Annotated in this window: 8 protein-coding genes; 2 read left to right on the top strand and 6 right to left on the bottom strand. The window is 68.7% G+C overall.

Going from position 1 to position 11,281, the window contains the following annotated elements:
- The 6 genes from GD429_RS13110 to tssJ form a co-directional block, all read right to left on the bottom strand.
- On the bottom strand, positions 1 to 1,008 hold a 1,008-nt coding region (locus tag GD429_RS13110; protein ID WP_152857308.1), incomplete at its 3' end, for a serine/threonine protein kinase.
- A gap of 52 nt (positions 1,009 to 1,060) precedes the next feature.
- Complete coding sequence (gene tagF, locus GD429_RS13105; RefSeq protein ID WP_152857307.1) at positions 1,061 to 1,756, bottom strand: type VI secretion system-associated protein TagF; 696 nt, start codon at positions 1,754 to 1,756, stop codon at positions 1,061 to 1,063.
- A complete protein-coding gene (gene tssM, locus GD429_RS13100) occupies positions 1,738 to 5,364 on the bottom strand; it encodes a type VI secretion system membrane subunit TssM (protein WP_152857306.1) in 3,627 nt (1,208 codons plus the stop codon). The genes tagF and tssM overlap by 19 nt, the downstream gene beginning before the upstream one ends.
- 1 nt (position 5,365) lies before the next feature.
- Positions 5,366 to 6,709, bottom strand: a complete 1,344-nt coding sequence (locus GD429_RS13095) for a DotU family type VI secretion system protein (RefSeq protein ID WP_152857305.1) — start codon at positions 6,707 to 6,709, stop codon at positions 5,366 to 5,368.
- A 14-nt stretch (positions 6,710 to 6,723) separates the two neighbouring features.
- The gene (gene tssK / locus GD429_RS13090) at positions 6,724 to 8,139 is read right to left on the bottom strand and encodes a type VI secretion system baseplate subunit TssK (protein ID WP_152857304.1); all 1,416 of its coding nucleotides are present in this window, start codon (positions 8,137 to 8,139) and stop codon (positions 6,724 to 6,726) included.
- Positions 8,136 to 8,651: a type VI secretion system lipoprotein TssJ gene (gene tssJ, locus GD429_RS13085; protein WP_034179516.1), complete on the bottom strand. Its 516-nt coding sequence runs from the start codon at positions 8,649 to 8,651 to the stop codon at positions 8,136 to 8,138. Before tssJ ends, tssK begins: the two co-directional genes overlap by 4 nt.
- A 628-nt stretch (positions 8,652 to 9,279) precedes the next feature.
- Between tssJ and GD429_RS13080 the strand changes: the two genes are divergently transcribed.
- Together GD429_RS13080 and tagH are read left to right on the top strand one after the other, a co-directional pair.
- Complete coding sequence (locus GD429_RS13080) at positions 9,280 to 9,666, top strand: TssQ family T6SS-associated lipoprotein (protein WP_152857303.1); 387 nt, start codon at positions 9,280 to 9,282, stop codon at positions 9,664 to 9,666.
- Positions 9,667 to 9,714: 48 nt separating this feature from the next.
- Entirely contained in the window at positions 9,715 to 11,169 is a 1,455-nt protein-coding gene (tagH, locus tag GD429_RS13075) for a type VI secretion system-associated FHA domain protein TagH (protein ID WP_152857302.1), read from the top strand.
- The last annotated feature ends 112 nt before the right edge of the window (positions 11,170 to 11,281 follow it).

The raw sequence follows: 11,281 nt of genomic DNA, 5'->3' as shown, positions 1-11,281 counted from the left end.
GTCACTGCCCGCGTCCCCCACCGCCGGCACGACCGCCGCCCCATACCCGCCGCCCGTCCGGTCGAAGTCCCGCAACCCGAGCTCCGCCGCGAACGCCGCGACCGATTCCGGCCGATCCGGAATCCGCAGCTGCAGCGCATGATCGACGGCCGCGAGAAACGCCGGGCTGTACACCTCGCCTGCCGGCAATTCGCGCGACACGAGCGGCCGGTAGGTGTCCTTGATGCTGCGCACGACGGCCGCGGGCGGCAGTTCGCCGGTAATCATCGCGTGCATCACCGCGCCGAGCGCATAAAGATCGGTCCACGGCCCCTGGCTGAACGCCGGATCGTCGGTGTATTGCTCGATCGGCGCGTAGCCGGGCTTGATCATCATCGCGCCGTCGTCGACGAGATCGCCGATCCGTTTGCGCGCCGCGCCGAAGTCGAGCAGGATCGCGCTGCCGTTCGGGCGGATCAGCACGTTGTCGAGCGCCACGTCGCGATGGAAGCACTGCGCGCGATGCAGCGTGTCGAGCGCGCCGAGCAGCGCGCCGACGATGTTGCGCAGATGCGTCTCGCTGATCCGCATGCCGCCGTCGAGCAGTTGCTTGAGCGTGCGCCCCTCGTAGAACGGCATCACCATGTACGCGGTGCCGTGGCTCTCCCAGAAGTGCAGGACCTTGACGAGCCCCGGATGATCGAATTGCGCGAGCAGGCGCGCCTCGTTGAGGAACGCGCCGCGCCCCGCGTCGAACGCCTGCGCGAACCGCTCGGAGCGCAGCGACACCGTGTAGTCGCCGCCGCGCGTCGCGAGCATCGACGGCATGTACTCCTTGATCGCGACCGCGCGCCGCAACGTGCGGTCGAACGCGCGATAGACGATTCCGAAACCGCCGATCCCCAGCACCTCGTCGAGCTGCAGTTCGCCCAGGCGATGGCCGAGCGGCAGCGGCCGCACCGTGAATTCGGATGCGTCGCCGCGTGTCGCCGTGTCGTACTCGTTGTCTCTCGATCCAGCGTCCTTCATGTCCACCTCTTGAAACCGTGTGCCTTCTGCCCGCCGGCCGACGGCCGGGCCGCTAGCCGCCGCCGAACAGCGTCAGGAATAGTGCGTTGTCGGGCGTGCCCGTATGCGCATGCGTGCGCAGCGGCGATCCGTCGGCGCGGTTGGTCCACCAGAAACTGGTGCCGCCGTGCGGATCGAAATAGCCGGACAGCCCCGGCCACGCGGCCGGCGCCGGCTGTTCCGGCAGCGTCGCCGGCGTGCCGTCGACACGTTCCGCATGCCTGCCGCCGCCCGGCACGAGCCGCACGCGTTCCAGCGTCCGTTCGAGATCGCCCGGCGCGCGCGCATGGCGGATTGCGTCGAGCAGCGCATGGCCGACCTGCCAGTAGAACGCGTCGGCGGCGTCCGGCAGCCCGTTCCAGTAATCGGCCGCGCGCATCGGCAGCGTGACGATCACCGGGTAGTAGCGCCCCACGCGGTCGCAGCTCGGCGCGAGGCAGCCCGGCTGCACGCACGACGCACCGGCGCCCGTCGGGATCAGGAAATTCCAGACCGGCGCGACCGTGTAATGGCGCTCGATCTCGTCCGCGCCGCGCTGGCGCATCGCGGCCATCCCCTGCTGGAGCCAGCGTTCCCACCACAGCGCGAGCGCATGCGGCAGCCGGCTGTTCACGAAGTCGCCGGCGCCGGGAATCTTCCCGTACCAGGCCGGCGCATCGCCGGCGGTGCTCGTGAGCGGCGGTGTGGGGCTCATTGCTTCGGAGGGCATGTAAAGGACTCCATCTGGGCCAGCCTGAACGGGTTGCGGACGCTGCCCGCATTCACCTGCAGCACGATCGGTTTGCCGTCGACCGTGAAGCGCGCAATCATCTGGTCCGAGCCGCGCCCGGCCGACACGGCCGCGCGGTCGAACAGCCGGTGCAGCGCCCACGGCCCGTCGGTCGTGAAGCCGTCGGCCGCGCCGGCCTGCGCCGACACCTGCAGCCGCACCTGGCTGCTGCCGCGCGGGCCCGGCCAGTCCACCGCGCTCTGCACGAGCGGGCCGTGCGCGTAGCGGACGATCTGCCCGTCGACGTCGAGCACCATCTCCGTGATCGACGGGTCCATTTCGATCGGCTGGATCTGCACCTTCAACTGCGCGGTGCGCGCCCCGCCGCCGAAATACGCGTCGCGGATCACCGCGGCCTTCTCGAACGACGCGAGCATCGCGGCCGCCGCCGGATCGGCGTCCGCATTGCGGTTCGCGAAGCGCCACGGGTGCGACGTCGTATCGACGATCGACTGCAGGTTCTTCTGGAAGAAATCGTCCATCAGGCCGCCCGGCGCGAACATCTGCGCGAAATCCGCCGGCGCGACGTCGCGCGACGATCCGCGTGCGAACGGATAGCGGCCCGCGATCGCCTGCCGGCAGAAGTCGCCGACATTCGCGCCGGCCCGCAGCGCGACGTTGCGCTGCTCGACGGTCGCGACGCTGCCGTTCGCGACGTTCGACAGGTCGTCGAGCACTTCGCGGAACGGCGTCGGCAGGCGGCCGGCCTGCGCGCGCAGCCGCGCGGGCGCGTCGGACGGCGGCGGTTGCGCGCCGCTGCGCAGCGCGTCGTCGGTGGCCGTCAGGGTCGTGTACAGCGCGTCGATCGACTTCAGCACCGCGTCGAATCCCTGCGCCTGGTCGCCGCTGCCCGGCGCGAATGCGCGCAAGCCGGCGAAGTGGCTGTCGACGATCTGCTCGGGGCTCGCGGGCGCCGCCGCGGACGGATTCGCGTCGCTGGCCTGGCCCGCGAAGATCTGCGACAGCGAACTGCGCGCCTCGTCGACCTTGTCCTGCGCACGCGCAGCGAGATTGCGCGCCCCGCCCGGCGCATCGCCGAGCGCCGTGTCGCGTGCGAGCGCGACCATCAGCCGTGTGAGCGGCGAATCGGCCGACGACAGCGCGCGCGCCACCTGGATGCTCTGCGCGAGCGTTGCCGTGCGTTGCAGCTTGATGTCCGCGAGATAGTCGTCCCAGATCTTCAGGTAGTCGTTCAGGTAAAGCTGGCGAATATCGCGCGCCCACGCGGCCGCGTCGCTCGGTCCGGGGATCTCCGACAATCCGAGGTTCAGCACCCACACTTCCTCGCGCCCGTACGCTTCGACCTCGCCGGCCAGGCGCGGCGCGAACACGTTGCGATAGCCGTTGCGCGTATAGAGGCCCGGCACTGCTTCCGACAGCGGTTTGCCGCTCTGGCGCCGGAACACCAGCGACGCGTCGGGGCCGACCGCGCGTGCGACGCTGAAGTCGAACGCGGACGTCGCCGGGCGCAGCGTGCGCGTGAGCTGCCGGTACAGCCGCTGCGAGAACGGCACCTGCCGCAGCCGGTCGCGCACGTCGGCCACGAGCCGCTCGTTCATCGGATACGGCGACACTGCCACGCGGTTGCCGAACAGCGCGGCGAGATGCGCACGCAGCGCGGAACGTTCGGCCGGCGAGAAATCGGGCGGCAGCGAGCGCTCCATCTCCAGATCGACGACGGCCTGCACGAACGCGGGATCGTAGTGCGCGCTGTCGTACAGCATCAGGTACGCCTTCAGCGCCGCATACGCGTAGTCGGTTTCGTCGGGCCGCGCGTCGCGCAGCGCGGCCTCCATCCGGCTCGCGGCGATCGGCAGCAGCACGTCGTTGAGCGCGCGCCGGTACACCGAATCGACGGCCTCGTCGATCTTCTCGCCCTGGAACAGCCCCCACCGATACGCGAGCGGCGGATGCTGCAAGTCGACGCCGCCCGCATTCGCGAGCCCGCCGAGCGCATCGAGCACGGGCAGCAGCCGGGCGATGTCGGACGCGCCGGAGAACTTCGCACCGGCGATCTGCGAATCGACGGCCGGCACGCGCGCGGCGATCTGGTCGAGATACGCGCGATTGTTCGAATAGCTGCGCAGCCACGCGACCAGCACGGCCACGCATACCAGCGCAAGCAACACGTAACCGGCGATCTGCAGCACGCGCCGCTTCTGATGCCAGCGCAGGTCGCTGCCGGCGAGCGCGGCTTCGCGGAAGATGTGTTCCTGCAGCAGCGACTTCAGGAAGAAGCTGCGCCCGGTCGAGCCGACCTGCGCGACCGGCGGCACGCCCTCGATCTTCAGGAAGCGCTTGATGCCGCTCATCACGCGATCGAACGCGGTGCCCTCCTGCGTGCCGCTCGTCAGGTAGACGCCGCGCAGCATCGGCATCGGCTCGAAGCTCGACACGGAAAACACCTCGGCGACGAACTGGCCGAGCATGTCCTGCAGGTCGGCGATCTGCTGCGGCAGCAGGTAGGTCATCTCGCGCTGGCGCGCATCGGTCTGCGCGGCGAGCAGTTCGGGCAGCCCGTCGTTCAGCCGCTGGTGCAGCAGCCGGTATTCGCGGTCGAATGCCGCGCGCAGGTCGAAGCCGGGCGCCTCGCTCTGCGCGAGCGGGAACGTGAAGCCCCACACCTGCGCGCATTCAGCGCGGCCGTAACCGCCGAAATACTCGGCGAAACCCGCGAGCAGGTCGGCCTTCGTCACGAGCAGGTACACGGGAAAACGGATGCCGAGCTGCGCGCGCAGTTCGAGCAGCCGCTTGCGCAGCACCATCGCGTGCTGCGTGCGCTCCGCTTCCGACGCGCCGAGCAGGTCGGCCACGCTGATCGTCAGCATCGCGCCGTTCAGCGGCTGGCGCGTGCGGTATTTCTTCAGCAGGTCGACGAAGCCTTTCCACTCGGCTTCGTCGAGCGCGCGGTTGCCTTCGTGCGTCGTATAGCGGCCGGCCGTGTCGATCAATACCGCGTCGTTCGTGAACCACCAGTCGCAGTGCCGCGTGCCGCCCACGCCGCGGATCGCCGCGCGGCCGAACTGCTCGGCGAGCGGAAAGCTGAGCCCGGAATTCACGAGCGCGGTCGTCTTGCCCGAGCCTGGCGCACCGATGAACACGTACCACGGCAATTGATACAGATACTGGCGCGACATCCGGTCGAACCAGCGCGGCAGGCCCTTGCGCACGGCATCGGCCTGCCCGAAGCGGACTTTCTTCAGCAGCGTCGCGGCTTCGTCGAAGCGGCTGCGCAACTCGTCGAGCTGCGCCTTCGCCGGATCGTCGGCGGTGGCCGGCCCCGGCACGGCCTCGCGAAGCTGGTTCAGCAGTTGCGCATTGAGGCGGCCCGCGCGCCAGCTGCGCCACGCGACGCGCGCGCCCCACGCGGCGAACAGCACCGCGATCGTCAGCCCGCGCGCCCAGCCGCTTTCGAGCGGCCGGATCTCGGCGAACGCGAACAGCGGGCCCGCGAGCCACACGAAGCACGCGAGCACGACCAGACCGGCGAAGGTCCAGATTTCCCGCGACGGCAACGGCCGGACGAAACGCGCGACAGCCTGGTTCATATTAGTTGGCCCCCTGCGTCGCGCCGACGGCGGCGCTGCCGGGCGCCGGCAGCAGCGTGATCTCGACGCGCCGGTTCAGCGCGCGGTTCGCGGGCGAATCGTTCGGCGCGACCGGATCGAGCGTGCCGCGCCCTTCCGCCGCAAGCCGCTCCGGATGGTCGAGCCGCGCGGCGATCATGCTGCGCACGGCTTCCGCGCGTTCGCGCGACAGGTCCCAGTTCGACGCGAAGCGCGCGGTATGCACGGGCGTGTCGTCGGTGTAGCCGGTCACGCGCACGTTGCCGGGCACCTTGTTCAGCGCGTCGGCGACGCGTGCGAGCACCGGCACGTAACGATCGATCACCGACGTCGAGCCGGACTTGAACAACCCGTCGCCGCGCAGCACGATCACGCTGCGATCGGCGTCGTCGCGCACCGACACGAGGCCGGCCGCGATCTCGGGTTCCAGGAACTTCGCGATGCGCGGCGCGGGCGCCGGGCGCGGCGGCGCCTGCGCGGGCTGCAGCTTCGGCACGTGCAGCGAGTCGATCGACGCGAACAGTTGATCCGAATGCCCGGCGAGCGCGATGCGCAGCCCGACGAACACGCCGAAGCCGATCAGTAGCGCGAGCGCCACGCACACCCACAGCGGCACGGTGAAACGGCGCGCGACGTCGCGCGTGACGACGTCGCGCCAGTGCGGCGACAGCGCGGGATCGAATTCGCCGCGCACCGAACGGATCGTCTGCGCGAGCTGGCGGCGCAGTGCATCGAGCTGCGCGTGGCCGTTGTCGAGCACGCGATAGCGGCCCTCGAAGCCGAGCGCGAGACAGAAATACAGCAGCTCGAGCAGGTCGAGATGCTGGCGCGGCTGCTGCGACAGGCGTTCGAGCAGGTGGAAGAACTTCTCGCCGCCCCACGTCTCGTTGTGGAACGACACGAGCAGGCTGTGCGACGACCATACGCTGCCGCCCCACGGCGTCAGCGCGGCCGCTTCGTCGAGCGCCGTGCACAGGCAGTAGCGTGCGCCGATGATCGCCTCGGACGGCACGCCGGCTTCCTGCGCGCGCGCCTCGAACTGGCGGATCTCGACGACGAGATGCTCGCGCAGCCACGCCGGGTTCGGATGATGGACGGTCGAGCGGATCTGCGGCACCAGGTTGAGCAACGGGTTCGCGGCCGCGACGAGCGGGTTCGTGCCGCTCGCGGCCCAGCGGCCCGGCCGCGGCTGTGTGGCCGTCGGTCCGGCAGCACCGGCCGCGCCGGACGCACCGGAGGCGGCGGCCGGATGCATGCCGCCCGGATTCGGCGGCACGAAACCGCCCGCGCCTGCGCCGGTGGCGATCGAATCGGAGGAACTATTCATCGCGATACCCGCCCTCACCCGCGGATCGCCCAGAACTCCATCGAGAGCCCAGGAAATTCGCCGGCGAAATGAAATGCGAGACCGCCGGAGCGCGCCAGTTGCTTCCATAGGTCGCTGCCCTTGTCGATCTCGAAGTACGTATGACCCGCGTGATACGGGATCTGCCGCGGCGCGACCGGCAACTGGCGCATCGTGATGCCCGGCAGTTGCAACTGCACCAGGTCGCGGATCCGCTCGACGGGCCCGAGCTTGGCCTGCGCGGGAAAGCGCGCGCGCAGGCTGTCGGCCGGCACGTCCGCGCGCACCGCGAGCACGAAGCCGGCCGTGTCGCGCAGCGCCGGGTCGGCCAGCGTCGCGACGCGGATGCCGTTGCCCGCGTCGCGCAACTCGATCTGGATCGCGTTCTGTTCGAGCACTGTCGACAGCGACCGGCGCAGTTCCGTCATCAGTTCCGCGAAGCTCGTGCGCAGGTCGTCGTGCACGTAGACCGCGAGCGACTGCGGGCGCCGGCCGGCCGCCGTGAACGTGCTCAGGTCGCACGCGAGCTTCAGCCAGTCGCAGAACAGCGCTTCCGGATGCGTCGACACGTGCTGCTGCGCATGCCAGGTCAGCGCGAGATAACGATTCACGAGCTGCAGCAGCAGGAAGTCCGCGACTTCCGACACGCCGCCGCGCCCCGGCTCCGACAGCCGTTCCGCGAGCGCCTCGCTGCGCTGCGTGAGCAGCCCGTGCAGCTCGCGCGCATACGCCAGCAGCACGGCATCGCGCTGCGCGACGAGCCGCGGCGGAATGTAGCCGTCGTCGACGAGCAGCCGCGCGTCGGTGCGCCGCTCGACGACCCGTGCGACGCCGAGCGCGTGCCAGTCGCCGGTCAGCTCGGCTTCGAGCATCAGCCGCACGTTCAGGCGCCCCGTCTGCAGCAGCGCGGGGCCGAGCGCGACCGCGTTCGCATCGGCCACTTCGTATTCGCGCACGACGTAGCGTGCGACGTCGGCGTTGCCTATTCCAGCGGTTCCACCGTTTGCGCCATTGCTACCGTTTGCTGCGCCCGCACCGAACGACACCTCCTCGCCGCCGCCGCGCCACAGCGGCAGCGCGAGCACGACGAGCTGGTCCTTCGCGTCGGCCGGTACGTCGAGCGGTTCGGGCAGATCGTCCGGATGGGACAGGTCGAACGGCGTACCGTCGCGCATCACGCCCGATGCGGCCCGCAGCGCGACCTTGCCGAGCGCGAGCTGCTCGCGATCGATTTCCAGCGTGTCGAAGCCCCAGTAGAACCCCTGCAGCGGCAGGCAGCGCAGCGCCACGTAGCGTTCCCAGTGCCGTTCGAGCTGCTGGAAATGCTGCGGCCGCAGGAACATCCCCTCGGTCCACACCACACGCTGGCGGAGCGCCGCGACCGGCGTCGCGGACATCGTCGGTTCGGTCATGGGCGCCCCTGCGCGTCGTTCAGTGCGATACCGCCGTTCCGGACCGCGATCGACAGCTTCAGCTCGCCGGGCGACGTCTGCCAGAACTTGTAGAGGTTGAGCTGCTTCGCGCGCGGCAGCGGCACCGTCAGCCGCCAGCGGTTCTTTTCGAGCATCCGGTATTCGGCGACGACGCCGATCGCGCCGGCCTCGACGTTGCCGCGGTAGTGCAGCGTGCGCGATTCGCCCGGCCGCAGGATCACGCGGTCGGTGCCGAGCAGATCCGCACCGAGCACGTTCCCCGGCTTGTCCTGCAGCGAGAAGAAATCCGCGCTGTCGAACGCCGACGCCGCGCGAAGCTGGAACACCTTCAGCACGATCGGCGAAGGCTTGCGATTCATGTCAGGGTTGACGTCCGGCGCAACGTCGACCGTGATTGCATACGGCACCGCGGCCGCGTGCTCCGTCGCGCCGCACCCCGGAAACAGCAACACGCATCCCCATACGATGAAACTGCTCGACCGCCATTGCATATTTCACCCTCGCCACCCAATAGTCATCCGCCGGTTTCTGAGTTCGAAACCGGTTGATCGGATTAAAAAGGGACAATTAATTGACCGGTAATTATGTGGTTGACATACCCTTCCGCTGAAATTTTTTCCGGAGAATTTTTATCGTAAAAGCCGGGACGAATCACCCAGGGTTTATGAAAGTTGAATTATCGAGATGACAGGTAATTGAATCGAGATTGGTTATTAATCGAAAAAACTTGCCCGACCGGTTCGCCGTGGCGGCCCGGTTCTATTGCGTGGACACCTGTCGGATGGGCGCGGAGCGCAAGCCGGCCGGCCGCCGGGCAACGGATGCTCGCGACGCTGATGGTGTGCCAGGCTGTTCGTGCCGCCCGAACGGACGGTCCGGTTTTTCGTGCATTGACGGGCGCCGACCAAACAACTGACGAATCCGAAAAACACAGCGAACTATAGGTCGTTTTTCCGGATTAACAAGCTCTGAAATTCGTAGTCTATTTTCAGATTAAAATGGAATCGGATCGGCTGGTTGAAACAAAACGTAACAGCAATGTCGATGCGGATGATTGGCACTAGAATCCAACAGCGCTTGTGTGCCACCTTCCAATTACACCAAATCTTAATTTCAAAAATGAAAGGCCGTTCATCGCTCGTTCTTTTCCTCGGCGCGTGGTTGCTGGGGGCCGGCGGGTGCAGCACGTCCCCGACCCAGTCGGCCGCGCATGCAACGGTCGACAGCGCGCGCGCCTCGTACGCCGCCGGCGACTACGGGCGCACGATCGCGCTGCTGAGCCGCGCGAAGGAGATCGACGGCGCCGACACCGACACGCAGGTCGCCGCGCACAAGCTCCTCGCGTTCAGCTATTGCGTGACGAACCGCGTCACGCAGTGCCGCGCCGAGTTCTCGAAGGTTCTCGATCTCAACCCGCGCTTCGACCTGTCCCCCGCCGAGAAGGGGCATCCGGTCTGGGGGCCCGCGTTCGAATTCGCGCGCCGCAGACATGTGTCGTCATCCTGAACGAACCGGTTTCCACGCGAGCGCTTCATCCACCGAGCGACGTATGACATGCAACTGATCGTGATCGAACATGCCGGCGAACCGGTCGAAAACGACTCCTGCGAAGCCGTCGTATTTCACCCGCCGGGCGGCACCATCGGCCGGGCCAGCGACAACCATCTGGTGCTGCGCGACGACACGCGGCAGATTTCGCGGCTGCAGGCGCTGCTGCAGGTCGGCGACGACGCGTGCCTGCTGAAGAACCTGAGCAGCGTGTCGACGATCGAGGTGAATCGCGAGCCGGTCGGTTATGCGCAGGAGCGCCCGCTCAACACCGGCGACATCATCCGCATCGGGCCGTACGTGCTGCGGGCGGAGCGCGACGATGGCGCCGACGCGCCGGTCATCGACATGGCGCCCGATACCGGCGTGCACGTCGACAGGCGCGGCGCGCCGGAGGGCGCCGGATCGGCGCAACCGTCGCCCTCGCCTTCGCGCGACGACACGAAAGGCGCCGGCAACCGGCTGTGGGGGCTGCTCCAGGATCGTCTCGCCCCGCGCGGCAAGGCGGCGGATGGTGGCTCCAGGCCGGGCGGTCCGGCACGCGCGGACGCGGCCCGACCGTCGAATCGCGCCGCGCAGCAGGCCGAGCCGTCCGCGTCGTCGCAGCGCGACCTGAATCAGCTATCGACCGATCCGCTCGACCTGTTCGCGCAGTCGTCCGGCGATATCGGCGCGGCGGGCACGGTGCCGCCGGCCGATCGCGGCAGTGCGGATCGTGAGGCGTCGTCGTCCGCGACACAGGCCGACCACGCGCCCGAGTGGACGCAGCACGTGCGCGTGCAGCCGGCAGCCGCGCGCGCCGACGTGCGTCCGGCCGACGAACCGGCGCCGCATGCCGCGCGCGCTCCGGCGCCGCCGACACCCGACGAACTGCTGAACGCGTTCTTCGAAGGCGCGGGGCTCGATACGGCCGCCGAATCGCATCAGTGGTCGGCCGAGCAGCTTTACATCGCGGGCCAGTTGCTGGCGCTGTTCGCGAACGGCACGGTCGAGCTGCTGTCGTCGCGCAGCATCCTGAAGCGCGAGGTGAAGGCGCACATGACGATGCTGCTCGATCGCGAGAACAACCCGCTGAAGCTGCTGCCCGACGGCGGCGCGGTGCTGCGGCAGATGTTCGGGCTGCCGCTGCCGGGCTTCATGTCGCCGCAGAGTGCGGTCAGCGATGCATTCCAGGATCTGCACGCGCACCAGATCGGCATGGTCGCCGGCATGCGCGCCGCGCTGATGGATCTGCTGACGCGTTTTTCGCCGCAACGGCTGCGCGAGCGCGACGATGCGATGCGCTGGTACGAGAAGCGCGTGCCCGCGCTGTACAAGGCGCGGATGTGGGATCGCTACGCGGCGACCCATCGCGATACGGTGTTCGCGATCGAGGACGATTTCGCGTCGGTATTCGGCAAGGCGTTTCTGGCGGCGTACGACGCGGAAGTGGAAAGCTATCGCGGCAGCAGCCGGCATTGAGTCATATAACCGCGTCACCCCGTAGCCGCGCATTCGCGAATTGGGATACGCTCGCCCTGCACCGGCAAGCGACGCCGGTCGGGAGCGAAATGAGCACGATGACGGGGACCCT

Source organism: Burkholderia sp. BE17, assembly GCF_009362305.1.
Lineage (GTDB): Bacteria > Pseudomonadota > Gammaproteobacteria > Burkholderiales > Burkholderiaceae > Burkholderia > Burkholderia pyrrocinia_C.
Note: the sequence above shows the minus strand (reverse complement) of the source record. Positions and strands in the feature narration are given on the sequence as shown.

Excerpts from the sequence above, each read along its gene's own strand:
- tagF (WP_152857307.1), bottom strand. The coding sequence starts at position 1,756 with ATGCCCTCCGAAGCAATGAGCCCCACACCGCCGCTCACGAGCACCGCC.
- tssM (WP_152857306.1), bottom strand. The coding sequence starts at position 5,364 with ATGAACCAGGCTGTCGCGCGTTTCGTCCGGCCGTTGCCGTCGCGGGAA.
- GD429_RS13095 (WP_152857305.1), bottom strand. The coding sequence starts at position 6,709 with ATGAATAGTTCCTCCGATTCGATCGCCACCGGCGCAGGCGCGGGCGGT.
- tssK (WP_152857304.1), bottom strand. The coding sequence starts at position 8,139 with ATGACCGAACCGACGATGTCCGCGACGCCGGTCGCGGCGCTCCGCCAG.
- tssJ (WP_034179516.1), bottom strand. The coding sequence starts at position 8,651 with ATGCAATGGCGGTCGAGCAGTTTCATCGTATGGGGATGCGTGTTGCTG.
- GD429_RS13080 (WP_152857303.1), top strand. The coding sequence starts at position 9,280 with ATGAAAGGCCGTTCATCGCTCGTTCTTTTCCTCGGCGCGTGGTTGCTG.
- tagH (WP_152857302.1), top strand. The coding sequence starts at position 9,715 with ATGCAACTGATCGTGATCGAACATGCCGGCGAACCGGTCGAAAACGAC.